The organism is Microbacterium sp. MYb72 (assembly GCF_002979415.1).
Taxonomy (GTDB): Bacteria; Actinomycetota; Actinomycetes; order Actinomycetales; family Microbacteriaceae; genus Microbacterium; species Microbacterium natoriense.
Genome location: NZ_PCOT01000018.1, coordinates 58,111 through 82,369, shown reverse-complemented (window position 1 = coordinate 82,369; position 24,259 = coordinate 58,111). Strand labels below are relative to the sequence as shown.

Genomic DNA, 24,259 nt, shown 5'->3' with positions numbered 1-24,259 from the left:
CGGCGCAGCCTCCGGCATATCCGGCGCAGCCGCCGGCTTTCACGGCGCCGGAGGGCGGGGGCAGCTGCGGATCAGTCACGCCCCCATCCTAGGGCCGCCGCGATCAGATGCGCCGCAGCAGCCCGACGCGATCGTAGACGTCGCCCAGGGTGGCGTCGGCGACGGCATCCGCGCGCTGCGCATTGGCCGCGAGGATCCTGTCGAGCTCGGCGGGATCGTCCAGCAGCTCGAGCGCGCGGGTGCGGACGGGCTCGAACTCGTTCACGACGACCTCGGCCAGACCCTTCTTGAAGTCGCCGTAGCCACGGCCCGCGTACTCGTCTTCGATCGAGGCGACCTGACGGCCGGTGAGGGCCGCATAGATCGTCAGCAGGTTCGAGACCCCGGGCTTGGTCTCGCGGTCGAAGCGCACCGAGCCCTCGGTGTCGGTCACCGCGCGCATGATCTTCTTCGCCGACTTGGCGGGGTCGTCCAGCATCCACAGGACGCCGGCATCGCTCTCGGCCGACTTCGACATCTTCGATGTCGGGTTCTGCAGATCGTAGATGCGCGCCGTGTCCTTCTGGATCACGGGGCGCGGCACGACGAACGTCTCGCCGAAGCGCGAGTTGAAGCGCTCGGCGAGGTCACGGGTGAGCTCGACGTGCTGCTTCTGGTCGTCTCCCACCGGCACCACGTCGGTCTGATACAGCAGGATGTCCGCGGCCATCAGGACCGGATACGTGAACAGTCCCACGCTCGTCGCGTCGGCTCCGTAACGCGTCGACTTGTCCTTGAACTGCGTCATGCGCCCGGCCTCGCCGAAGCCCGTGATCGTGGAGAGGATCCAGGCGAGCTCGGCGTGCGCCCGCACGTGCGACTGCACGTAGAGAGTGGACTGCGAGGGCTCGATGCCGGCTGCGATGTACTGCGCCGCGGTGCGGCGCGTCTTCTCTCGGAGCTCCGCCGGGTCCTGCGCGACGGTGAGCGCGTGCAGATCGACGACGGAGAAGTACGCGTCGTAGGAGGTCTGCAGCTCTCGCCACTGCAGGAGCGCGCCGATGTAGTTGCCGATCTGGAGGGAGTCGGCGGAGGGCTGCATTCCGGAGTACAGGCGAGGTTTGTTCACCCGTCAATCCTATGCGCCGTGCGACGAGGCTCCGCGTTCCGCATCCTCTACCCTGTGGCTATGGGAGAACGACGCAGGAGGGAACGAGCGCTCTACGTCGAGATCCTCATCGACGCGCCGATCGAGCGCGTCTGGGAGTTGACGCAGACCCCGGAGCACCATGTGCGCTGGGATGGCCGGTTCACGACGATCCGGCCGACGCGTGTCCGTGACGACGGCGCGCAGGAGTTCGCGTACGAGCTGGACCTCGGCATCCACACCATCCGCGGTACCGGCGTCTCGCGAGGAGACAGGCGCGGTCGCGCGGGGGAGCGCACCTCCGCCCTCCTCTTCGACACCGCCGACCGGCTCTCGCCGCTCGGCGCCGGCCGCGGATACTGGCGGTACGTTCCCACCGACGACGGCGTCCGCTTCATCACCGGATACGACTACGCGCCGGGATGGGGACTGCTCGGACGCCTCCTCGATCCGCTCGTCACGCGCCCGTTCGTGTGGTGGCTCACCGCATGGAGCTTCGACAGGCTGCGGCTCTGGGCGGAGCAGGACGTGCCGCCGGAGGCCACCGGGTTCTGGCGTTCCGTCATGCCCGGTCGGCGACAGCGCGCCCACGCGAGGAGGTGCCTGTCACGTCCCGTCGCCGCAGGAGGCACGATCATGCAGCAGGCGCCGGATTCGCTGTCGGAGCTGCACGCATGAGCGCCGACGGGATCTTCGCCAGGGCGCTCGGCGCCGATTTCGCGCGCCTGCATCCGGAGATGCAGCGCCGCTTCGGCGTGGGGATCGCCGCAGGCTACGGCTGCGTCGGGCGAGGCGTGATGAACGAGGTGCGCCGAGGCCCGTGGTGGACACTGCCGTTCCTCGCCATCGGCACGCTGCGCAACATCCTGTTCCCCGACCGAGGGACCGATATCCCCTTCCAGATCGACAACCATGCGTACGTCGACAGCCTGGGGCGCGAGACCGTCACGTTCGTGCGGACCATGGAGATCCGGCCGGGTCTCCGACGCCGTTTCGATGCCACGATGATCTACAGCGACAGCAGGGGCCGGATCGTCGACTACCTGGGAACGCACCAGCACCTGGCAGTCGACCTCGACCTCGCCGTCACCGACGACGGCGGACTGCGGCTCACCTCGGGCTCCCAGCGTTTCTACGAGGGGCCGATCGCGTTCCGCTTCCCGATGCTGTTCAGCGGACGTGCTCACCTCACCGAGCGCTTCGATGACGAGCGGGGATGCTACGTCATCGATCTGGAGGTGCGCAACGACGTGCTGGGCTTCCTCTTCGGGTACCGGGGCACGTTCACCTGCGATTTCGTCGACGGACAGGACATGCCGGAGACCGTGAAGCCGTACCGCGAGGAACGGCGAGAGTGATCATGCCCGGCGATCGGGAGGGCGTTCCGGTCGGGAGCGGAGAGGCGTTCCTGCGGGCTTTGGGTGCCGACGCCGCGCTGCTGCACCCGGAGATCGCCGCCCAGATGCGCACACCAGCGTCGCGCGCCCGGGGCGAGGGCGTGTTCGCGCGCGCCGGGAGCCGGTACCGTCTGCTCAACGCCCTCGCGATGCCCTTGCTGGGGAGGGATGCCGTCGTGACGCGTATCGCCTCGGACGTGCCGTTCTCGGTGCTCACCGAGTCGGCCGTGACGACGGTGACGGTCGGAGACGCTGCGATCGAGAGGGTGACGCTCCGCACCACGCGGGAGTTCCGCTTCCCGAGCGGTGCGCAGCGCGTCTCCGATGTGATGACCACCAGCGTGCACCCCGGACTCGTGCGCACGCTGCTCGGCGAGCGCGGACGCGTCGAGCTCATCGAGGAGTGCGCGGTCGGAGACGGCGGGACCCTGCGCATGCGAACCCGCCGCGCGGCACTGCGTCTCGGCGGCCGCCGGATCGCCCTCCGCGGCATCCTCGCCGTGCACGTGGATGTCGAAGACGGATGGGACGACGACAACGCCCGACGCACGATCGCCGTCACCGTGCGGAATCCGCTCGCAGGAACCCTGCTCGAGTACCGGGGCTGGTATCGGTACTCGAGCGTCGAGGATCAGTAGCTGTAGTCGACGACCACCGGCGCGTGGTCGCTCCAGCGCTGGTCGTAGGCCGCGGCGCGTGCCACGTGATAGGCCGTGACGCGCTCGGCGAGGGCCGGAGTCGCGAGGTGGTAGTCGATCCGCCAGCCGGAGTCGTTGTCGAATGCCTGGCCGCGCATGGACCACCAGGTGTACGGGCCGTCGACCTCACCGTGGAACCGTCGCCCCACGTCGACCCAGCCGAGACCGGTGCCCACGGAGCCGTCGACCCCTTCGACATCCGCACCGGCTTCGCCGAGGAAACGGTCGAAGTAGGCGCGCTCACGGGGGAGGAAGCCCGCCTTCTTGCGGTTGCCGCGCCAGTTCTTGATGTCGAGCTCGCGGTGCCCGACGTTGAGGTCGCCGGTGACGAGCGCGAGCGCATCATCCTTCCCGAGCTCGGCGAGACGGGTCGAGAACGCGTCGAGGAACTTCCACTTCTCGTCCTGCTTCGGGGTGTCGGCCTCGCCCGTGTGGACGTACGCGCTCACCACGGTGAGCGGACGCCCGCCGATCTCGAAGTCGGCCTCGATCCAGCGACCCTTCGAGTCGAAGTCCTGGTCGCCGAAATCGGTGCGCGAGGCGATCGCGGGGGTGCGGCTGGCGATGGCGACCCCCGCGCGACCCTTGGCGCTCGCCTCGTCGTGCACGAAGGTCCAACCGGGGAGGGCCGCTTCCAGGTGCTCGTCCTGCCCGCGGACCTCCTGCAGCGTCAGGATGTCGACGTCTGCGGCGTCGAGCCATCCGCTCATCCCGTTGCGAGCCGCCGCGCGGATCCCGTTGACATTGACCGTGGCGATGCGCAGATGAGACATGGACACAAGCCTATGGGACGCCGCCGACATTCCGGGGCGACCGGGTCCGGTTCAGCTCGCTCAGGAGGCGCTGCGCGATCGGCGTGCTCGGCTCGGCGGGCGGGGGAGCGGCGGCCTCGAGAGCCTCGAGGTCGGCCTCGGCGGCGCGCAGGTCGCGCCCCGCCGCCCAGGCGCGGTGCCACGGAGCGGCGTCGAGCGCGGCCGTGGCCTCACGGACGCGGATTCGCGCCGCGGTCAGCAGCGCCTGGTACTCCGCCAGGCGCCTCTCCGCCTCGGACTGCTGCAGCAGCGGGACGTCGCGGTCGGACGCCGCCACCGCGATCCAGGAGGAGGCCACCAGCATCACCACGCCGTTGATGCGGAACCAGAGCAGGAGGCCGATGAAGATCGCGAACGTCGCCAGCAGCGGATTCGAGGGCGTGTAGCTCAGCAGGAAGCCGGCCCCGAACTGGAGGATCGTCATCGCGCCGCCGCCGAGAAGAGCACCGGGCCAGATGATGCGCCAGTGCAACGACGTTCCGGTGAGGAAGCGGACCATGGCGGCCAGAGCCGATGACAGCAGCACGAACGAGATGAGGACGGTGCCGATGTGGATGCTGAGGTTCAGTCCGCCGGAGCCCGTGTCCCAGCCCAGCAGGTCGAGGAGCCAGCTCAGGATCCCCGCGCTCGCCGAGCTGAGCAGCGAGCCGACGATCAGTGCGACGCCGAAGATCAGCGCGGCCAGCAGGTCTCTCGCCTTCAGCAGCACGTAGCTGCGGCGGTCCGGCGGCAGGCCGAAGATGTCCCTCGTCGCGCGTCGGGAGAAGGTGACCCACCCGATCGCCGTCCAGATCACGGTGCCGAGGGCGATCAGACCGGTGACGCTGAGGACCCCTGTCGTGTTCGCGGCGATCTCCTGCACCTGATCGGGGGTGACGAGGCCTCCCTCGGGGACGATGAGGTTGGGGATGTAGCTGTTGATGACCCCGATCATCCCCTCGACCGCCTCCGCGCTCCCGCCCAGCCACAGGCCGGCGATCGCGAACGCGAGGTAGATCGCCGCGAAGATCGCGAACAGCGCCTGATAGCTCACGCCTGCGGCGAGGAGGAACCCGTTGTGCTGCAGGAAGTGGCGCCAGACGCGCACGGGGAAGAGGCCGAGCGTGCGCCGGGTCAGCGCCGTGGCGCGTTCGACGGCCACATCGAGGCGACCGGCTTCGGGCGCGGCGCCACCGGAATCAGACACGCCTCCACCCTATCCAAGGGCGGAGGCGTGTCGAACAGCGCGAGAGAGGTCAGGGACGACCGCGGAGAACCGCCTGCTTGACCTCGGCGATGGCCTTGGTCACCTCGATGCCGCGGGGGCACGCCTCGGAGCAGTTGAAGGTCGTGCGGCAGCGCCACACACCCTCCTTGTCGTTGAGGATGTCGAGGCGCACGGCGGCGTTGTCGTCGCGCGAGTCGAAGATGAAGCGGTGCGCGTTGACGATCGCGGCCGGGCCGAAGTACTGCCCGTCGGTCCAGAACACGGGGCACGACGAGGTGCACGCGGCGCACAGGATGCACTTGGTGGTGTCGTCGAAGATCTCGCGGTCGGCGATGGTCTGGATGCGCTCCTTGCCCTTCTCGGGCACGGAGCTCGCCACCAGGAACGGCTGCACCTCGCGGTAGGAGGCGAAGAACGGCTCCATGTCGACGACGAGGTCCTTCTCCAGCGGCAGACCCTTGATCGCCTCGACGTAGATCGGCTTCGAGATGTCGAGGTCCTTGATCAGCGTCTTGCAGGCGAGGCGGTTGCGGCCGTTGATGCGCATCGCATCGGAGCCGCAGATGCCGTGGGCGCACGAGCGGCGGAAGGTCAGCGAGCCGTCGACCTCCCACTTGATCTTGTGCAGCGCGTCGAGCACGCGGTCGGTGGAGTAGAGCTCCACGTCGTAGTCGACCCAGTGCGGTTCCGCGTCGACCTCGGGGTCGAAGCGGCGGATGTTGAAGGTGACGATGAAGGACTGGATGACCTCGGATGCCGAGTCTGCTGCCGGTGCTTCTGCGACTGCGTTCGCCATGCTCAGTACTTCCTCTCCATCGGCGGGTAGTTCAACTCGCCCTGCTCGTTCTTCGTGAACACGACGGGCTTCCAGTCCAGCCGGATGTGGTCGCTCGGGTCGGCGGAGTGCGCGTCGCCCGTGAGGTACGCCATCGTGTGCTGCATGTACTTCTCGTCGTCGCGCTTCGGGAAGTCGTCGCGCATGTGGCCGCCGCGGCTCTCCTCGCGGTTCTGCGCCGCGTAGACGACGACCTCGGCGATGTCGAGCAGGAAGCCCAGCTCGACGGCCTCGAGCAGGTCGGTGTTGAACCGGTGGCCCTTGTCGTCGACGTGGACGTTCTTGTACCGCTCGCGCAGGTCGGCGATGACGCCGAGCACGTGCTGCAGGGACTCGTGGGTGCGGAACACCTGGGCGCCCTTGTCCATCTCGTCCTGCAGCGTCTTGCGGAGCACGGCGATGCGCTCGGTGCCCTGGTTGTTCCGCAGGCCCTCGAGCATGTCGGAGACGAACGCCGCCGGGTTCTCGGGCAGCGGGACGAACTCCGCGGTCTTGACGTACTCGACCGCGTTGCGGCCGCTGCGCTTGCCGAACACGTTGATGTCCAGCAGCGAGTTGGTGCCGAGGCGGTTGGCTCCGTGCACCGAGACGCACGCGCACTCGCCGGCGGCGTAGAGACCGGGGACGACGGTGTCGTTGTCCGCCAGCACCTCTCCGTTGTTGTTCGTGGGGATGCCGCCCATCGCGTAGTGCGCGGTCGGCATCACGGGGACCGGCTCGACGACGGGGTCGACGCCCAGGTACGTGCGGGCGAACTCGGTGATGTCGGGGAGCTTGGTCTCCAGGACCTCCGCGCCGAGGTGCGTGCAGTCCAGCAGCACGTAGTCCTTGTGGGGCCCGGCGCCGCGGCCGTCGAGGACCTCCTGCACCATGCAGCGGGCGACGATGTCACGCGGAGCGAGGTCCTTGATGGTCGGGGCGTAGCGCTCCATGAAGCGCTCACCCGAGGCGTTGCGCAGGATCGCGCCCTCTCCGCGGGCGCCCTCGGTGAGGAGGATGCCGAGGCCGGCGAGGCCGGTGGGGTGGAACTGGAAGAACTCCAGGTCCTCGAGGGGGAGGCCCTTGCGCCACACGATGCCGACGCCGTCTCCCGTGAGGGTGTGCGCGTTCGAGGTGGTCTTGAAGATCTTGCCGAAGCCGCCGGTCGCGAAGATCACGGCCTTGGCCTGGAAGACGTGCAGCTCGCCCGTGGAGAGGTCGTAGGCGACGACGCCCGAGACCTGGGTCTTGCCGTCGGCATCCTTCACCGTCAGCAGGTCGAGCACGTAGAACTCGTTGAAGAAGTTGATGCCGAGCTTGACGCAGTTCTGGAACAGCGTCTGCAGGATCATGTGCCCCGTGCGGTCTGCGGCGTAGCAGGCGCGGCGGACCGGGGTCTTGCCGTGCTCGGCGGTGTGACCGCCGAAGCGGCGCTGGTCGATCTTGCCCTCGGGGGTGCGGTTGAAGGGCAGGCCCATGTTCTCGAGGTCGATGACCGCGTCGATCGCCTCCTTGGCGAGGATCTCCGCCGCGTCCTGGTCGACGAGGTAGTCGCCGCCCTTGACCGTGTCGAAGGTGTGCCACTCCCAGCTGTCCTCCTCGACGTTCGCGAGGGCGGCGGCCATGCCACCCTGCGCCGCTCCCGTGTGGGAGCGCGTCGGGTAGAGCTTGGAGATCACCGCGGTCCTGGCCCCGGGACCCGCCTCGATGGCGGCGCGCATGCCGGCGCCGCCGGCGCCCACGATGACGATGTCGAACTGGTGGTAGTGCACGCCGTCGCGGACGACGGACTCCTGCGCCTCAGTAGTCACTTTTTCGTATGCCTTCTCTATCAGTTAGCCACGGCCTGGCAGGTGTCCCACAGGGTGCTCGACTCGGTCACTCCGAGGCACGGGTCGAACGTGAAGACCACGAGCGTGCCGAGGAGGATGAGGAGGCCGGCTGCGAGGCCCAGTGCCCAGATGAGCACCTTGCGTGCCGTGTTGTTCGTGACGTAGTCGTTGACGATGGTGCGCATGCCGTTGGCGCCGTGGATGAGCGCGAGCCACAGCATCAGCACGTCCCACCACTGCCAGAACGGCGTGGCGAACTTGCCGGCGATGAATGCGAAGTCGAGGGCGTGGATGCCCTCGCCGACCATCAGGTTGATGAAGAGGTGGCCGAAGATCAGCACCACGAGCACGATGCCGGAGCCGCGCATGAAGAGCCAGCCCCACTTCTCGAGGTTGAATCCGCGCTGACGGCGGATCGGGGCGGCGACGGTCTGAGCGGTCATCAGTGTCCTCCTCCGAAGCCGGCGAACGCGAGCGCGAGGTGGCGCGGCACGAAGCCGGCCATCAGCACGGCCCAGACGCCGATGACGACCCAGAACAGCTGACGCTGGTACTTGGCGCCCTTCGACCAGAAGTCGACCGCGATGATGCGCAGGCCGTTCATCGCGTGGAACACGATGCCGGCGACCAGCACGACCTCGCCGAGCGCCATGATCGGGTTCTTGTAGGTGCCGATCACCGCGTTGTACGCCTCCGGCGACACCCTGATGAGTGCAGTGTCGAGCACATGCACCAACAGGAAGAAGAAGATGGCGACTCCGGTGATGCGATGAAGCACCCACGACCACATGCCTTCGCGGCCCCGGTAGAGGGTGCCGCGCGGGGTCTTGGACGTGGTTTCCGAAATCGACGGTGTCAAGCGAGCGCTTGTGGACACGGTCGTCCTCCCTGGATCGAAGTGACTCGGTCGCGTGCAGTGCGTGGTCCAAGTGTGAGCCTGTCATCACATCAGGCACGGCCGATCGGTGTCCATCCTATTCCTGTCAGATCGCTGAGAGCGACGAAGGGCAACCTAAGTGTCTCGATGTCGAGAGGATTTCCGCATGGTGTCGAGAGCCTGTGCGCATGATGGGCGGCGGGTACTCTGGCCAGGTGACCCAACCGATCAAGGACTTCTACGCGGTGATCCCAGCTGGCGGCATCGGCAGCAGGCTGTGGCCGCTGTCGCGGGCGGACGCCCCCAAGTTCCTGCATGACCTCACCGGCTCTGGTCATTCCCTGCTGCGTGACACGTGGGACAGGCTGGAGCCGCTCGCCGGGCACGACAGGATCGCCGTGGTCACCGGCCGCGCGCACCGCGCCGCGGTGGAGGAGCAGCTCCCCGACATCCCCGATCTCAACGTCTTCCTCGAGTCGGAGCCGCGCGAGTCGGCGGCGGCGATCGGCCTGGCCGCCGCGATCCTGCACCGCCGCGACCCCGACGTGATCATCGGCTCGTTCAGCGCCGACCACGTGATCCGCGGCACTCGCGTGTTCGAGTTCGCCGTGCGGGATGCCGTCGAGGTCGCGCGCGAGGGGTACATCTGCACGATCGGCATCACTCCGACCGAGCCCGCCATCGGCTTCGGCTACATCAAGCAGGGGGAGGAGCTCGTCGTCGACGGCGCCCGCGAGGCGTCTCTCGTGGAGAGCTTCGTCGAGAAGCCCGACCTGGAGACCGCGAAGGCGTACATCGCCGACCGCAGCTATCTCTGGAACGCGGGCATGTTCATCGCCAAGGCGAGCGTGCTGCTCGACGAGCTGGCGATCAACGAGCCGGAGCTGCACGCGGGGCTGATCGAGCTCGCCGAGGCATGGGACGACCGGGACCGTCGCGGCCCCGCCGTCGACCGCATCTGGCCCCGCCTGAAGAAGATCGCCATCGACTACGCCGTCGCGGAGCCCGCGGCCCAGCGCGGACGCCTCGCCGTGGTGCCCGGTCACTTCGACTGGGATGACGTGGGGGACTTCGCCTCTCTGACCAAGCTCATCACCAACGGCCGCAAGAACGACCTCGCCGTGCTCGGCCCCAAGGCCAGGGTGCTGTCGGATGCGGCGAGCGGCATCCTCGTGAGTCAGACGAGCCGCGTGATCAGCCTCGTCGGGGTGAAGGACATCGTGGTGGTCGACACCCCGGACGCCCTGTTGGTTACCACGGTCGAGCACGCGCAGCGTGTCAAGGGCGTCGTGGAGTCGCTGAAGCTGACGGGGCGCGGCGACGTGCTCTGATGAGCACGCTCAAGTGTCTCGAGACGCGGACCCGGACGTCCGCGCGACGTGCACCTACGTGACGACCCCCTGGACTGCACGGTACAGGCGGCTCAATGAGTGCCATGCTGCCTGCACGCTCTCAGAGTCGGCGCTCCGTCCAGCAAGGACTCAACGGGCCGCATCGATGCCATCTTCAAACAAACTCTTGCAGGCAGACAGCTCCTCCAGTCCACAGACGTCGCTGCCGCTGGTGAGCCCGCCCCGGAGGCGGTCCGGAGCGGGCCCCAGTCCTGAATCAGGGGGTTCTGTAGGACACCTTGCCGAACCAAATTCCGGAGGCTTCTTTCACGCAACCCAATCCGGTCGCCTGATAGCCCTTCAACCTGAGTTCCTGTGCCTTCCACAGCACAGCGTTCTGGCACGACTGTTTGAGTTCGTATCCCGTCGAGGTCCATGTTTCTGGATATCCGGCCGCCTGCGCAGGCGATGCGGCCAGCAGCGACGCTCCAATTGCGAGGGCGGTGAGCCCTCCGTAGATCTTCTTTTTAAGCACTTTCTCTACCTTCTCCGGTCGTTCGTTTGTCGGTACCGACAGTGTCAGATCGGATTCCTAGCGTCAATCCACCTCTGCTCTGATGAGCACTTATCGATGCTCATTCGTGGAAAAGGTTTCGGCTTTGTAAAGATTCGCCAACGTCGGGCTTGTGAATCTGTGTTCACGTCGAAACAGTAGGTAACTTTGAGCGATCCGCGATGGCCGCGGGTTCGCTGAGGGAGGCATGAGTTGACCATCTCCACCACCAAGAAGCTGCTGAGCGCAGCCGTCGCCGCGGGCGTCATCTTCGCCCTCGCCGGCTGTGGCCAGGCTCCGACCGACAAGCCGGGCGGCTCTGACAAGCCCGCTGCATCCGACTTCCTTCCTTGCCTGGTCTCCGACGCCGGCGGATGGAACGACAAGTCGTTCAACCAGTCCGCCAAGGAAGGCATGGACGCCGCGGCCAAGGAACTCGGCATCAAGCCGCTCGAGTTCGAATCCGCGAACGACAACGACTACGCACCCAACCTTGAGACCGCGGTCTCCGAGGGCTGCTCTCTGATCATCTCCGTCGGCTTCAAGCTCTCGGCGGCCACGGTGGAGTCTGCGCTCGCCAACCCGAAGCTCAACTACGCGATCATCGACGACTGGGCCGACAACGACTTCGACGGCAAGGTCGACGCTCCGAACATCAAGCCCCTCGTCTTCGACACGGCCCAGGCCGCGTACCTCGGTGGCTACGCCGCCGCGGCATGGTCCGCGCAGAGCGGTGTGAACAAGGTCGGCACGTTCGGCGGAATGCAGATCCCGTCCGTTGCGGTGTTCATGGACGGCTACCAGCTGGGCGTCGAGAAGTACAACGAGGACAAGTCGGCGTCGGTCGAGGTCTTCGGCTGGGACCAGGCTACGCAGAAGGGCTCCTTCACGGGTGGCTTCGACGCGAACGACACCGCCAAGCAGACCGCACAGGGTGTGCTCGATCAGGGTGTCGACGTCATCCTCCCGGTCGGCGGCCCCGTTTACCAGAGCGCGGCCGCGGCGATCGCCGACAGCGGCAAGGACACTCTGATGCTCGGTGTCGACAGCGACCTCGCCGTCGCCGACCCGAGCGTCGCAGGCATCACGCTCGTCTCGATCATGAAGGCGATCGACGTCGCCGTGAAGGACGCGACCCTGGCCGCGGCTAAGGGTGAGTTCGACGCGGCCCCGTATGTGGGAACGCTCGAGAACGAAGGCGTCAAGCTCTCCGGATTCGGCGACTTCGAGTCGAAGCTCCCGGCCGGTCTGACCGACGAGCTGAAGGCTCTGCAGGAGAAGATCATCTCGGGCGACATCAAGGTGGAGTCCCCGAACTCCCCGACCTCCAAGTAATTCCGTCGCAGTTCCCGCACGGGGCGAGTGGTGAGCAAGCTGCCACTCGCCCCGTGTCGTGGACAGACGATGATTCTCCTGGATGACTCTTCTGGATAAGGTGCAGATATGAAGCTCGAACTTCGCGGCATCACCAAGCGATTCGGCACCCTCGTTGCCAACGACCACATCGATCTGGTGGTCGAGCCCGGTGAGATCCACGCGCTGCTCGGTGAGAACGGTGCAGGCAAGTCCACCCTCATGAACGTTCTCTACGGCCTGTATCAGGCTGACGAGGGCGAGATCCTCCTCGATGACGAGGTGCAGCGCTTCCGTGGTCCCGGTGACGCGATGGCTGCGGGGATCGGCATGGTCCACCAGCACTTCATGCTCGTCCCGGTGTTCACCGTGGCCGAGAACGTGATGCTCGGACATGAGCAGACCAAGGCTCTCGGCAGGCTCGACATCGCGAAGGCGCGTGAGCACGTGCGGTCGGTGGCGGCACGCTTCGGTTTCGACATCGACCCCGACGCTCTCGTCGGCGACCTTCCCGTCGGCGTTCAGCAACGTGTCGAGATCATCAAGGCGCTGTCGCGCGACGCGAAGGTGCTCGTGTTCGACGAGCCCACGGCGGTGCTCACCCCGCAGGAGACCGACGAGCTGATGAGCATCATGCGTCAGCTGCGCGACGAGGGCACGGCGATCGTGTTCATCACGCACAAGCTCCGCGAGGTCCGCGAGGTCGCCGACAAGATCACCATCGTCCGTCTCGGCCGCGTCGTCGGCGAGGCGTCCCCGACCGCGACCAACGCGGAGCTCGCTTCGCTCATGGTCGGCCGGGCCGTCGAGCTCACTGTTCACAAGGAGCCGCCGCGCCTGGGCGAAGGCGGGTTCGAGGTCAAGGCGCTGCGCGTGCTGACGTCCACGGGCGCGATCGTTGTCGACGGCGTCGACTTCGCCGTCCGACCGGGAGAGGTGCTCGCGATCGCGGGCGTCCAGGGCAATGGGCAGACCGAGCTCGTGGAGGCCATCGTCGGTCTCGCCGCCCGTGTAGAGGGAACCATCGAGCTCGACGGCAACGAGCTCGTCGGCAAGAGCGTGCGCGCGATCCTCGACGCCGGTGTCGGGTTCGTGCCGGAGGACCGGACGGAAGACGGCCTGGTGGCCGGGTTCTCCGTCGCGGAGAACCTGATCCTCGACCGTTCGGACGACCCGGCGTTCAGCCGCGCCGGGACGCTGCGGCGTGGGGCGCTCGACGAGTTCGCCCGCGCCCGCATCACCGAGTACGACATCCGCACGCAGGGTCCGGAGACCCCCGCGGGCACGCTGTCCGGCGGAAACCAGCAGAAGGTCGTCATCGCCAGGGAGATGAGCCGCGATCTGCGCCTTCTCGTCGCGGCGCAGCCCACCCGCGGAGTGGACGTCGGCTCGATCGAGTTCATCCACAAGCGCATCATCGAAACGCGCGACGCGGGCGTGCCCGTGATCGTCGTCTCCACGGAGCTCGACGAGGTCGCAGCTCTCGCCGATCGGATCGCCGTCATGTACCGCGGCACGATCGTCGGCATCGTCCCCGGGGACACGCCTCGGGAGACGCTCGGACTCATGATGGCCGGAGCGGTCGAAGGAGAGGTCGACGCATGAGCGGAGCGACACCCGGCGCAGGAGATGTGACCAAGCGGATCCCGCCGCAGGAACTCGGCACGAGCACCGGAACGGTCCCGCGCGACCCGTCCGATGTGCCGCCGCCCCCGCGCGGCAATGTCATCCTCAAGGAGATCCTCCGCGGCAGTGCCGTGACGACGATCCTCGCGATCATCCTGGCGCTCATCGTGGGCGGCATCCTGATCGCGGTGACGAACGAGGACGTGCAGGCGGCATCGGTCTACTTCTTCGCCCAGCCCGGTGACACGTTCGTCGCCGCCTGGAACGCTGTGTACAACGGGTACGAGGCGCTGTTCCGCGGGGCGATCTTCAACGCCCGCGGCGCGGACTTCGCGGCGCAGATCCGCCCCCTGACGAACACCCTCGGCTTCGCCGCGCCGCTCATCGCAGCCGGCCTCGGCGTCGCGCTGGCGTTCCGCGTCGGCCTGTTCAACATCGGCGCCCGTGGGCAGATGCTCATCGGTGTCGCTGTCGCGGCTCTGCTGACGTTCTCGCTCGACCTGCCGATCTGGCTGCACATCCCGGTGACGCTGATTGTCGGTATCGCGGGCGGCGCGCTCTGGGGCGCCATCGCGGGCCTGATCAAGGCACGCACGGGTGCACACGAGGTGATCCTCACGATCATGCTCAACTACATCGCGTATTACCTGCTGCTCTGGATGATCCGCACCCCCGGCCTGCTCCAGAAGCCGGGCACGAATCAGGCGCTCGGTTCGGCCACGCCGGAGAGCGCGCAGTTCCCGACGCTGCTGGGACCGCAGTTCCCGTTGCTCGACTTCGGTTTCGTCATCGTGATCGTAGCGACCCTGTTCGTCTGGTGGCTCATCGAGCGCTCGTCGCTCGGCATGCGCATGCGCGCGGTGGGTGAGAACCCGCACGCCGCGCGCGCCGCTGGCATCAGCGTGCAGCGCATCTACGTCTACGCGATGCTCTTCGCCGGTGGTCTCGCGGGTCTCGCAGGTATGAACCAGGTCCAGGGCGCGGTCACCACGGGTGTCACCGAGACCATCGACGCCGGCATCGGCTTCGACGCGATCACCGTCGCCCTGCTCGGACGCAGTCGCGCGTGGGGCACGTTCGCCGCCGGCATCCTGTTCGGCGCGCTCAAGGCAGGATCCTTCTCCATGCAGGCGCAGGACATCCCGGTCGACATCGTGCTCGTCGTGCAGTCGCTCGTTGTGCTGTTCATCGCTGCGCCGCCGCTGCTGCGCACGGTGTTCTTCCTCCCGAAGACCGATATCGAGAAGGCGGCGAGGCTCAGAGCCAAGGCCGCGAAGAAGGCGGTGGCGGCATGATGTCCCTCGTGCAGACCCAGGCCTCCGACGGCACTGTGCAGCTGGCGACCGTGAAAGAGCGGCACCTCAAGGCGCCGATCGTGCTGGCCGGAGCCACCGTGCTCCTCGCACTCCTGTTCCTGCTCGTGCCGCGTGACGGCATCAGCACGTTCCGCCTCTCCGACCAGTCCTCTGCGCTCGCGCTGCCGGACGTGGCTCTCCCGACCGCGTCGACGTTCTGGGTCGTCTTCGGCGTCCTTGTGGTGCTGACGGTCGGGGCGTTCCTGGGGGCGTGGACGTACCGCGATCCCTCGCTCTGGCTGGTGATCGCGTTCAGCGTGCTCGCGGTCTTCGCGTTCCTCGTCTGGGCAGCCGCCGGTGGCCTCGTGCCTGTCACGAGCCTGCTGTTCGGAGCGGTGTCGCTGTCGGTGCCGCTGGTGTTCGGTGCGCTCGGCGGAGTGATCGGCGAGCGTGCCGGGGTCGTGAACGTGGCGATCGAGGGGCAGCTGCTCCTCGGCGCGTTCTCCGCCGCGTTGCTCTCCAGCATCACCGGGAACCCGTTCGTCGGTCTGGTCGGCGCGATGATCGGCGGCGTCCTGGTGGCCAGCGTGCTCGCCGCGTTCGCCATCAAGTACCTCGTCGAGCAGGTCATCGTCGGCGTCGTGCTCAACGTTTTGGTCACGGGCCTCACCGGATTCCTCTACGGCGCGCTGCTCGCACCCAACGAGGCGGCGCTGAACACCCCGGTGCGCTTCCCGCGCATCGAGATCCCGTTGCTGAGCGACATCCCGATCATCGGGCCGGTGCTCTTCAATCAGACGTTCATCGGGTATCTGATGTTCATCACCGTCGCCGTCGTCGCGTGGGGCCTGTACCGCACCAGGTGGGGTCTGCGGCTGCGCGCCGTGGGTGAGCACCCGCAGGCGGCCGACACCGTGGGCATCAAGGTGAATCCGACCCGGTTCTGGAACGTGCTGCTGGCGGGTGCGATCGCCGGCATGGGTGGCGCGTACTTCACGCTCGTCTCCGTGCCGCAGTTCGGCAAGGACATGACCGCTGGCCTCGGATTCATCGCCCTCGCCGCGGTGATCTTCGGTCGGTGGGACCCGATCCGCGCGACGCTCGCTGCCCTGCTGTTCGGTTTCGCGACGAACCTCCAGAACCTGCTCTCGATCCTGAAGACGCCGATCCCCGGCGAGTTCATGCTGATGCTGCCCTACGTGGTGACGTTGCTCGCGGTCGCCGGGTTCGCCGGACAGATCAAGGCCCCTGCCGCCGACGGCAAGCCGTACATCAAGTCCTAGGAGAGACATGACCGACATCGACTGGGACGACCTGAGACAGGTCGCGACGGATGCCATGGCGAAGGCGTACGCGCCGTACTCGCGCTACCGGGTCGGCGCCGCCGCACTGGTCAGCGACGGCAGGGTCGTCGCCGGATGCAACGTCGAGAACGCCTCCTACGGAGTGACTCTGTGCGCGGAGTGCGCGCTGGTCGGCGACCTGCACATGTCGGGCGGCGGCAAGCTCGTCGCCTTCGTGTGCGTCAACAACGACGGCGAGACGATCATGCCGTGCGGCCGCTGCCGCCAGCTGCTGTTCGAGCACGCCATGCCCGGGATGCTCCTGGAGACCGTCTCCGGCATCCGCACCATCGATGAAGTACTGCCGGATGCATTCGGCCCCCGAGACCTTGAGGACGTTCGCTGATGTCTGTTGAGCCCTTCGACGCCGTCGACGTGATCCGCGCGAAGCGCGACGGCGGGGTCGTCCCCGAGCCGGCGCTGCGCTGGATGGTCGACGCCTACACCCGCGGCTACGTGTCCGACGCGCAGATGGCGTCGTTCGCGATGGCCGTGTTCCAGCGCGGCATGGAGCGCGACGAGATCCGGGTGCTGACCGACGCGATGATCGCCACGGGGGAGCGCATGAGCTTCGCGAGCCTGGGCAAGAAGACCGTCGACAAGCACTCCACCGGCGGCGTCGGCGACAAGATCACCCTTCCGCTCGCCCCTCTCGTCGCCGTGTTCGGCGTCGCGGTGCCGCAGCTCTCCGGACGCGGTCTCGGCCACACGGGCGGCACGCTCGACAAGCTCGAGTCGATCCCCGGCTGGCGCGCGGCGCTCAGCAACGAGGAGATGTTCGCGCAGATGCAGAGCGACGTCGGCGCCGTGATCTGCGCGGCGGGCTCCGGCCTCGCCCCCGCCGACAAGAAGCTCTACGCCCTGCGCGACGTCACCGGCACCGTCGAGGCGATCCCGCTGATCGCGTCGAGCATCATGTCGAAGAAGATCGCCGAGGGCACCGATGCTCTGGTGCTGGACGTGAAGTTCGGTTCCGGCGCCTTCATGCAGGACATCGACCGCGCCCGCGAGCTGGCCCGCACGATGGTCGCGCTGGGCACCGACTCCGGCGTGGCGACCACGGCGCTGCTGACCGACATGAATGTGCCCCTCGGACTCGCGATCGGCAACGCCAGCGAGGTGCGCGAATCGGTCGAGGTGCTCGCCGGCGGCGGCCCCTCCGACGTGCGTGAGCTCACCATCGCCCTGGCCAAGGAGATGCTCGCCCTCGCCGGACAGCCGGATGCCGATGTGGAGAAGGCGCTCGACGACGGACGTGCGATGGACAGCTGGAAGGCGATGATCCGCGCCCAGGACGGCGACCCGGATGCCGCGCTGCCGACCGCTCGCGAGACGCACGTCGTCACGGCGGACGCCGACGGCGTCGTGTCGCGCATGGATGCGCTCCCGTTCGGGATCGCCGCGTGGCGTCTCGGCGCCGGCCGTGCCAGGGCCGAGGACCCCGTGGTCTTCGAGGCGGGCATCGATCTGCACGCCAAGCCCGGTGACCGTGTCGTGGCGGGGCAGCCGCTGTTCACGCTGTCCGCGGCCGACGAGGCGCGGTTCCCCCGCGCGCTCGAGGCTCTTGCGGGCTCGTGGGAGATCGGCGACGAGGCTCCGGCCTCCGGCCCGATCGTGCGCGAGCGCATCACGGCCTGAGCGCCGACCGCTAGCCTGTACAGAGCGAACCTGCGACCGAGAGGAACTTCCATGTCGATCGACGCGAACGGCGACGTCTCCATTCAGGGAGCGTCACTGCGCAGCCTGCCGAAGGTGTCGCTGCACGACCACCTCGACGGCGCTCTGCGCCCGGCCACCATCATCGAGCTCGCGGATGCCATCGGGCTCGAGGTGCCGGAGAGCAGCCCCGTCGAACTCGGGAAGTGGTTCGCGACGAAGAGCGACTCCGGGTCGCTCGTCGAGTACCTGAAGACCTTCGACCTCACGACCGCCGTCATGCAGACGCAGGAGGGCCTGACCAGGGTCGCCCGCGAGTTCGTGCAGGACCTGGCGGCCGACGGCGTCATCTACGGCGAGGTCCGCTGGGCGCCGGAGCAGCATCTCGCGCGCGGCCTCACGCTGGAGCAGACCGTCGAGGCCGTGCAGCAGGGCATCGAGGAGGGCGAGGACGCCGTCGACCGCGCGGGTCGCAGCATCCGCGTCGGCCAGCTGATCACCGCGATGCGGCACACCGACCGTGCGCGTGAGATCGCAGAGCTCGCGGTGGACTTCCGCGGTCGCGGGGCCGTGGGCTTCGACATCGCCGGTCCGGAGGACGGCTTCCCGCCGTCCAACCACCGTGCGGCCTTCGACTACCTCGCCGAGAACTTCTTCCCGGTCACCGTGCATGCCGGAGAGGCGGCCGGTCTCGCGTCGATCCGCTCTGCGCTGCTCGACGGCCGCGCGCTGCGCCTCGGTCACGGCGTGCGCATCGCCGAGGACCTCGAGGTGATCACGGAGGAGGGTGACGAGGTGCAGGTGCAGTTCGGCGACCTCGCCCGCTGGGTGCGCGATCGCGAGATCCCGCTCGAGCTCTCGCCCTCGTCGAACCTGCAGACCGGCGCGATCGAGAAGTGGGGCAGGACGCTCGCCGACCACCCCTTCGATCTGCTCTACCAGCTCGGCTTCGCCGTGACGGTGAACGTCGACAACCGCACCATGAGCGCCACCTCGCTCACCCGTGAGCTGGCCCTGCTCGTCGAGGCCTTCGAGTACGACCTCGACGACCTGGAGACCTTCCAGTTCAACGCCGCTGCTGCGGCCTTCCTCCCGGTCGAGGAGCGGGAAGAGCTCGTCGAGATGATCGCCGAAGGCTTCGACATCTAGATCACGATGGCCGGGGGGAAGCGCAAGCGCAAGGTCGTCGTATTCATCATCACCGCGGTGGTGCTCCTGGGAGGGGGAGCGGCCGGGGCCTACGCCTGGATCGCTGGTCGCGCTCCCGAGGAGCCCGTTCCGCGCGCGGAGGCAGGGGTGATCGAGCATCCGCTCACCCCTGCCCAGCAGCTGGTCGCCGATGCCGACGATCCGCAGGCGTGCGCGGTGACGTTCTCGGGAGAGGGCGCGCCGGCCGATCCCCTGCTGCAGTCGCAGGCAGCGCTGTATCAGAACCTCCCGATCCCGGCGATCGAGGGGAAGGTGTTCGCCGGCTGGTACCCCACGGCGGCAGCAGCGGCGGCGTTCGACCCGGCGGCCCGCGTGAACGGCGCCGATCCCGTGGTCTGTACCGACCAGCAGGTCGAGCTGTTCGCCTCGTGGAAGACGCCGGAGGAGAACGTCGCGGAGAACGCGAAGATCCCGATCCTCATGTACCACCAGTTCACGGCGAACCCCGAGGGGGAGAAGGGCTGGCTGCGCGGCAACTACGCGTACATCGGCGACTTCGACGCGCAGATGAACCACATCGCGACGACCGGCTTCTACCTCCCCACGTGGGATGAGCTCAGCGCCTTCATCGACGGGAAGCTCTATCTGCCTGCGCGCTCCGTGATCATCACCGACGATGACGCCGACCAGACCTGGTTCGATCTGGCCGTCCCGGTGATCGACAAGTACAAGCTGCTGTCGACGTCGTTCATGATCACGGCCTATCGCCAGGACCCCGCTCCGTCGATCTACGTGCAGCGGCGCTCGCACACCCACGACATGCATCAGGCCGGCGACAACGGCAAGGGTCGCATGGTCAACTGGACGGCGGATCAGATCGCCGCCGATCTCAACACCTCGGGGGACATCCTCGGCGTGCGTCAGGTGATCGCCTATCCGTACGGGCACTACAACGACACGGCGAAGCAGGGCGTGACGCAGGCGGGCTACGAGATGGCCCGCACCATCGAGCCGGGACTCGTGGGGATCGGCACCGACAAGCTCGCGCTGCCGGTGGTGCGGATCGACTACGGGATGACGGTGGACTCGCTGATCAAGCGCATCGGCTGAGTGCGCCCGCTGCGGCAGGATGGGGGCATGTCCTCCGCCTCCGTCGTGATCGCCGGTCCCGCATCCTGGAACTCGATCGTGGTGCTCGACAGGCTCCCCGAACCGGTGCCGCACATGCAGTTCGCCGAGGCGAGCTGGGACACCGTCGGCGGCACCAGCGCGGGGAAGGCGCTGAGTCTCACCGGGCTCGGTCGCTCCGTGCTGCTCTGCGCGCAGGCGGGGGCTGACGAGCACGGAGACCGTGTGCGCGCCGCGCTGAACGCTGCCGGAGTACCGGTGCGCTGGGGGATCGGTACGACCGAACGCCACATCAACCTGATGACCCGAGCGGGCGCGCGGGTCTCGCTGTATCTCTCGACCCCCGCCGCCACCGAGGGCGACCATGACGACGAGCTGCGCGCCGCGATGGCCGCAGCCGATGCGATCGTGCTCGATCTCGCCGCCGAGCCGCTGCGGATGCTGCCCCTCGCCCGAGAGAGCGGACGACCGCTCTGGGTCGACGTGCACGACTACGACGGCGAGGCGGAGTTCCACCGGCCCTTCCTGGAGGCGGCGGATGCCGTCTTCTGCAATGCCGACAGGCTCGCCGATCCTGTCGCCTTCCTGCGCTCGTGCATCGATCGCGGCGCTGGACTCGCAGTGTGCACCCTCGGCGCTGACGGTGCGGTCGGGGTGGATGCCGATGGCGTCGAGCACCGTGTGGCGGCGGAGCCCGTTGACGTGGTCGACACGAACGGCGCGGGCGACGCGTTCCTCGCGGGCGTCCTCGACGCGCGGCTGTCGGGCGCTGCGGTTCCGGAGGCGCTGGCAGCCGGGGCGCGGTCGGCGGCGACGGTGCTCGGCACGAGACACCTGCATCCGCTCCTCGATGCCGTGCTCGGCTGATCCGCTCGTCAGCGGCGAGCGACCCCCGGATGCGTCGCGAGGTACTCCTCGAAAGCCTCGGCCGACGTGCGTGAGGGAGCGAACCCGAAGACATCCTTCAGCCGTGCGTTGGCCAGCACCGGACGGTAGCGGAGGAACGGCACCTTCTCCGGGCCGTGCTCGGTGAGCCGCAGCGTCCTTCCGATCCGCAGGGCGGCCGACAACGCCCAGGCGGGCAGCACCAGCAGGGGTTTGCCGAGTCGTGCGGCGATCTCGGGCACCGTCATCCGTCCGTCTCCGGCGACGTTGAAGATCCCGGCAGGGCCGTCCGTCGCCGCGCGCACCATCGCTGCGGCCACGTCGTCGACCCAGACGAACACGAAAGGGGAGTCGGAGCCGGCGATGCGCAGGAGGCGCCGGCCGTCCCAGAGCGCGGTGATCTGGTTGCGCACGGTCGGACCGAGGATGGTGCCGATGCGGAACACCACCTGCTCCAGCTCAGGGTGCGCGTCTCGGTAGGAGGCGAGCATCTCCTCGACCAGGCGCTTGTGCCGCGAGTACGGGAAGGCATCGTTGCCCCGCAGCGGCTGGTCCTCGTCGATCCAGTCCGGGTTGTCAGGGTGGTAGCCGTAGGCCGCCCCGGAGCTGGACACGACGATCCGGCGCACACCGGTCTCGACGCAGGCCGCGAGCACCTGGGCGGAGCCGGTCACGTCGACGCGGTACTCGAGCTCGACGTCGCGTCCGGGGTTGACGATGGCGGCGAGGTGCACCACCGTGTCGATCCGGTGCGCCCGCAGCACGGGCGCGATCGCGTCGGCATCCGTGACGTCCAGCACTTCGTCGACGATGCCGTCGCGCGGAGTTCCGGCGCGGACATCGGCGGAGACGACGAGCTCGACGTCCTCGCGAGCGGCGAGAGCCGCGGCCACGTGCGACCCGAGGAACCCGCCGCCCCCGGTGACGAGCACCCGGCTCATGACGCCGCCTTCAGCGTCGCGTCTCCGGTGGCGGAGCCGGTTCGACGCTTCGTGTGCCGGGCCCAGAGACCGGCGACCACGAGGCCGGCGATGATGTCCCATATGCCCCACCAGCCCGCGACGATCGCCATGCCGCCGAGACCGTCGAAGAACAGGAAAACGAGTCCGAGACCGAGACCGGCGTTGCGGATGCCGACCTCGAAGGTCATGGCCTTGCGCTCCCGGGTGCCGAGTCCGCCGACCACGGCCGTGCCGTAGCCGAGTGCCAGCGCCACCGCGTCGTGCACAGTGACGACGAGCAGGATGATCCCGAGCACCTGCACGAAGACCGCCCAGTTGCCCACGAGCGCCACGAGGATGAAGCCGAGCAGGGCGAGCAGGCTGAACCACTTCACGAAGGGCTGCACCCGTCGGGTGAGTGCGGGGAGCTTCGCGCGGATCAGGAGCCCGGCCGCGAACGGCAGACCGACGATCAGCAGGATCTCGACGAGCATCCGCCACGGGTCGAGTTCGACGGAGCGGAGCAGCGTGCGGGCCGTCGGGTGCAGAGACCCCCAGAACGTGATGCTCAGGGGCATGGCGACGATGTAGACGAGGTTGCCCACCGCGGTGAGTGACACCGACAGCGCGACGTTGCCCCCGGAGCGGTGCGTGAGCACTTGGGAGATGTTGCCCGGTGGGCAGCAGGCCACGAGCAGCATCCCCAGCGCCATCGACGGCGCCACGGGAAGCACGAGGGTGAGCAGGAAGGTCGCGATGGGAAGCAGGAGCAGCTGCGCGAGGATCGCGATGACGAACGGCTTCGGATGCTTGGCGACCACCCGGAAGTCCTCGGGGGAGGTGTCCAGCGCGATGCCCAGCATGATGAGGCCCAGGACGATGTTGAGGATGGTGAGGGACCCGGGGGAGAACGTCAGCACGACGTCGTCGACGTTCATGCTCCCGCCTCCAGCGCGTCCTTCTCGCGGCGGACGGCTCCGCGGTAGGCGTCCTTGTTGACGTAGTACGCCATGCGGTCCAGGCCCAGGTAGTGGTACCCGCCGGTGAGGTCCGGCCACGGTGTGCCAGTCACGCGGTCGCGGAACCGCGCGGCGCGCGCGGGGTCGGTCTCGACGGCATCCAGGTAGGCGGCGAGCAGATCGGCCTGCTCGTAGCGCCCCTGCCAGCCGATGCCCGACGCCTCGATCATGCCCATCACGTAGAGTCCGTTGAACGAGGCGGGGAACAGGTTCAGGAACAGACGCGGCGAGGCGCCGCGCCAGTGCAGGTGCGTCTTGTCGACGAACGGGTAGTCGAGCGTGTAGCCGGTCGCCAGCATCAGCAGGTCGTACTCTCCGGTGCTCCCGTCGCGGAAGCGCACGACCGGGCCGTCGAACCTCTCGATGTCGGCACGGACACGCAGATCGCCCTGCCCCAGGTGGTTGAGGATCAGCGTGTTCACGATCGGGTGCGACTCGTAGATGCGGTAGTCGGGCTTCGGGAATCCGAACCGTACGGGGTCTCCCGTGAACGCCCTCAGCACGCGGGTGTCGACGGCCTGCTTGATGCGCGCGGGGAGGGGGCGCCCCTGGTTCAGTGTGTCGCTGGGCCTGCCGAAGAGGTAGCGCGGGACGAAGTAGTAGCCGCGGCGGACGCTCATGTCGACGGATGCCGCGTGGTGCACGGCATCCACGGCGATGTCGCAGCCGGAGTTGCCCGCCCCGATCAGCAGCACGCGCTTGCCGGCGAGCTGTGCCGCGCTCTTGTACGCGCTCGTGTGCAGGATCTCCCCGGTGAACTCGCCGGGGAAGGCTGGCACGTTCGGCTCGGCGAGGGTGCCGTTCGCGAGGACGACTCCCGCGTACCAGCGGGTGCTCGTCCCGTCGGGACCTGTGGCGGTGAGATCCCAGCCGCCGTCACGCGGCTCGAGACGCGTGACCCTGGTCTCGAAGCGGAAGAGACCGGTGAGCCCGAAGTGCTCGGCGTACTCGCGGAAGTACTCGAGCAGCACCCGGTGGCCCGGGTAGTCGACGTCCGAGCGCATCGGGAACTCGGCGAACTCGGTCGTCGTCCGGGAGGAGATGAGGTGCGCCGACTCGTACATGGTGCTGCGCGGGTTCGAGATGTCCCAGAGGCCGCCGACCCCGTGCGAGGCCTCGTAGCCGTCGACCGGGATTCCACGGCTGGTCAGGGCTCTGGCGGCGGCGAGTCCGGAGGGCCCCGCGCCGATGACGGCGTACGTGTTCATGAGTCTCCC

The 24,259-nt window shown here is 68.0% G+C and carries 24 protein-coding genes; 13 read left to right on the top strand and 11 right to left on the bottom strand.

Annotation, left to right across the window (positions count from 1 at the left end; translation table 11 throughout):
• Positions 1-103: 103 nt before the first annotated feature.
• Positions 104-1,108, bottom strand: a complete 1,005-nt coding sequence (gene trpS, locus CQ047_RS11625) for a tryptophan--tRNA ligase (RefSeq protein ID WP_105675383.1) — start codon at positions 1,106-1,108, stop codon at positions 104-106.
• Between the two features lie 60 nt (positions 1,109-1,168).
• Between trpS and CQ047_RS11620 the strand changes: the two genes are divergently transcribed.
• The 3 genes from CQ047_RS11620 to CQ047_RS11610 are packed head-to-tail and all read left to right on the top strand — an operon-like array spanning position 1,169 to position 3,161.
• Positions 1,169-1,804, top strand: a complete 636-nt coding sequence (locus tag CQ047_RS11620) for an SRPBCC family protein (protein ID WP_105675381.1) — start codon at positions 1,169-1,171, stop codon at positions 1,802-1,804.
• Positions 1,801-2,484, top strand: a complete 684-nt coding sequence (locus tag CQ047_RS11615) for a DUF4166 domain-containing protein (RefSeq protein WP_105675379.1) — start codon at positions 1,801-1,803, stop codon at positions 2,482-2,484. Before CQ047_RS11620 ends, CQ047_RS11615 begins: the two co-directional genes overlap by 4 nt.
• Before the next feature lie 2 nt (positions 2,485-2,486).
• Complete coding sequence (locus CQ047_RS11610) at positions 2,487-3,161, top strand: DUF4166 domain-containing protein (protein WP_146114335.1); 675 nt, start codon at positions 2,487-2,489, stop codon at positions 3,159-3,161.
• On the opposite strand, the gene CQ047_RS11605 is transcribed toward CQ047_RS11610, so the two are convergent.
• Genes CQ047_RS11605 through sdhC form a run of 6 tightly spaced genes read right to left on the bottom strand, consistent with a single transcriptional unit; the run spans position 3,155 to position 8,763 of the window.
• A complete protein-coding gene (locus tag CQ047_RS11605; protein WP_181155919.1) occupies positions 3,155-3,994 on the bottom strand; it encodes an exodeoxyribonuclease III in 840 nt (279 codons plus the stop codon). The genes CQ047_RS11610 and CQ047_RS11605 overlap by 7 nt on opposite strands.
• A gap of 10 nt (positions 3,995-4,004) precedes the next feature.
• A complete protein-coding gene (locus tag CQ047_RS11600; protein WP_105675373.1) occupies positions 4,005-5,219 on the bottom strand; it encodes a YihY/virulence factor BrkB family protein in 1,215 nt (404 codons plus the stop codon).
• Between the two features lie 49 nt (positions 5,220-5,268).
• A complete protein-coding gene (locus tag CQ047_RS11595) occupies positions 5,269-6,036 on the bottom strand; it encodes a succinate dehydrogenase iron-sulfur subunit (protein WP_105675371.1) in 768 nt (255 codons plus the stop codon).
• 2 nt (positions 6,037-6,038) lie between these two features.
• A complete protein-coding gene (gene sdhA, locus CQ047_RS11590; protein ID WP_105675369.1) occupies positions 6,039-7,865 on the bottom strand; it encodes a succinate dehydrogenase flavoprotein subunit in 1,827 nt (608 codons plus the stop codon).
• A 20-nt stretch (positions 7,866-7,885) separates the two neighbouring features.
• The gene (locus CQ047_RS11585) at positions 7,886-8,329 is read right to left on the bottom strand and encodes a succinate dehydrogenase hydrophobic membrane anchor subunit (protein ID WP_105675367.1); all 444 of its coding nucleotides are present in this window, start codon (positions 8,327-8,329) and stop codon (positions 7,886-7,888) included.
• Complete coding sequence (gene sdhC, locus CQ047_RS11580; protein ID WP_105675364.1) at positions 8,329-8,763, bottom strand: succinate dehydrogenase, cytochrome b556 subunit; 435 nt, start codon at positions 8,761-8,763, stop codon at positions 8,329-8,331. Before sdhC ends, CQ047_RS11585 begins: the two co-directional genes overlap by 1 nt.
• A gap of 215 nt (positions 8,764-8,978) precedes the next feature.
• On the opposite strand from sdhC, the gene CQ047_RS11575 reads away from it, so the two are divergent.
• Entirely contained in the window at positions 8,979-10,094 is a 1,116-nt protein-coding gene (locus CQ047_RS11575) for a mannose-1-phosphate guanylyltransferase (RefSeq protein WP_105675399.1), read from the top strand.
• A 277-nt stretch (positions 10,095-10,371) separates the two neighbouring features.
• Here CQ047_RS11575 and CQ047_RS18720 read toward each other — a convergent pair whose 3' ends face one another.
• Entirely contained in the window at positions 10,372-10,629 is a 258-nt protein-coding gene (locus CQ047_RS18720; protein WP_146114334.1) for a hypothetical protein, read from the bottom strand.
• Between the two features lie 231 nt (positions 10,630-10,860).
• Here CQ047_RS18720 and CQ047_RS11570 point away from each other — a divergent pair, with 231 nt between their 5' ends.
• The 9 genes from CQ047_RS11570 (at position 10,861) to CQ047_RS11530 (ending at position 21,064) form a co-directional block, all read left to right on the top strand.
• Positions 10,861-11,982: a BMP family protein gene (locus CQ047_RS11570; protein WP_105675362.1), complete on the top strand. Its 1,122-nt coding sequence runs from the start codon at positions 10,861-10,863 to the stop codon at positions 11,980-11,982.
• A 108-nt stretch (positions 11,983-12,090) separates the two neighbouring features.
• Entirely contained in the window at positions 12,091-13,605 is a 1,515-nt protein-coding gene (locus CQ047_RS11565; RefSeq protein WP_105675360.1) for an ABC transporter ATP-binding protein, read from the top strand.
• Positions 13,602-14,921 (top strand): ABC transporter permease, encoded by a 1,320-nt coding sequence (locus CQ047_RS11560; RefSeq protein WP_105675358.1) that lies wholly within the window; start codon positions 13,602-13,604, stop codon positions 14,919-14,921. The genes CQ047_RS11565 and CQ047_RS11560 overlap by 4 nt, the downstream gene beginning before the upstream one ends.
• Positions 14,921-16,204, top strand: a complete 1,284-nt coding sequence (locus CQ047_RS11555) for an ABC transporter permease (protein ID WP_374197886.1) — start codon at positions 14,921-14,923, stop codon at positions 16,202-16,204. Before CQ047_RS11560 ends, CQ047_RS11555 begins: the two co-directional genes overlap by 1 nt.
• Before the next feature lie 7 nt (positions 16,205-16,211).
• Positions 16,212-16,610: a cytidine deaminase gene (locus CQ047_RS11550; protein ID WP_105675354.1), complete on the top strand. Its 399-nt coding sequence runs from the start codon at positions 16,212-16,214 to the stop codon at positions 16,608-16,610.
• A complete protein-coding gene (locus CQ047_RS11545) occupies positions 16,610-17,902 on the top strand; it encodes a thymidine phosphorylase (RefSeq protein WP_181155918.1) in 1,293 nt (430 codons plus the stop codon). The genes CQ047_RS11550 and CQ047_RS11545 overlap by 1 nt, the downstream gene beginning before the upstream one ends.
• A 51-nt stretch (positions 17,903-17,953) precedes the next feature.
• Positions 17,954-19,069 (top strand): adenosine deaminase, encoded by a 1,116-nt coding sequence (locus CQ047_RS11540; protein WP_105675350.1) that lies wholly within the window; start codon positions 17,954-17,956, stop codon positions 19,067-19,069.
• A 6-nt stretch (positions 19,070-19,075) separates the two neighbouring features.
• Positions 19,076-20,179 (top strand): polysaccharide deacetylase family protein, encoded by a 1,104-nt coding sequence (locus CQ047_RS11535; RefSeq protein WP_105675348.1) that lies wholly within the window; start codon positions 19,076-19,078, stop codon positions 20,177-20,179.
• 27 nt (positions 20,180-20,206) lie between these two features.
• Positions 20,207-21,064, top strand: a complete 858-nt coding sequence (locus CQ047_RS11530; protein WP_105675346.1) for a carbohydrate kinase family protein — start codon at positions 20,207-20,209, stop codon at positions 21,062-21,064.
• An 8-nt stretch (positions 21,065-21,072) separates the two neighbouring features.
• Here the strand turns inward: CQ047_RS11530 and CQ047_RS11525 are convergent, their stop codons facing one another.
• Genes CQ047_RS11525 through CQ047_RS11515 form a run of 3 tightly spaced genes read right to left on the bottom strand, consistent with a single transcriptional unit; the run spans position 21,073 to position 24,250 of the window.
• Complete coding sequence (locus tag CQ047_RS11525) at positions 21,073-22,023, bottom strand: SDR family oxidoreductase (RefSeq protein WP_105675344.1); 951 nt, start codon at positions 22,021-22,023, stop codon at positions 21,073-21,075.
• Positions 22,020-22,961: a bile acid:sodium symporter family protein gene (locus tag CQ047_RS11520; RefSeq protein WP_105675342.1), complete on the bottom strand. Its 942-nt coding sequence runs from the start codon at positions 22,959-22,961 to the stop codon at positions 22,020-22,022. Before CQ047_RS11520 ends, CQ047_RS11525 begins: the two co-directional genes overlap by 4 nt.
• Positions 22,958-24,250, bottom strand: coding sequence for an NAD(P)/FAD-dependent oxidoreductase (locus CQ047_RS11515; RefSeq protein ID WP_105675340.1), 1,293 nt, complete (start codon positions 24,248-24,250; stop codon positions 22,958-22,960). Before CQ047_RS11515 ends, CQ047_RS11520 begins: the two co-directional genes overlap by 4 nt.
• Positions 24,251-24,259: the final 9 nt, after the last annotated feature.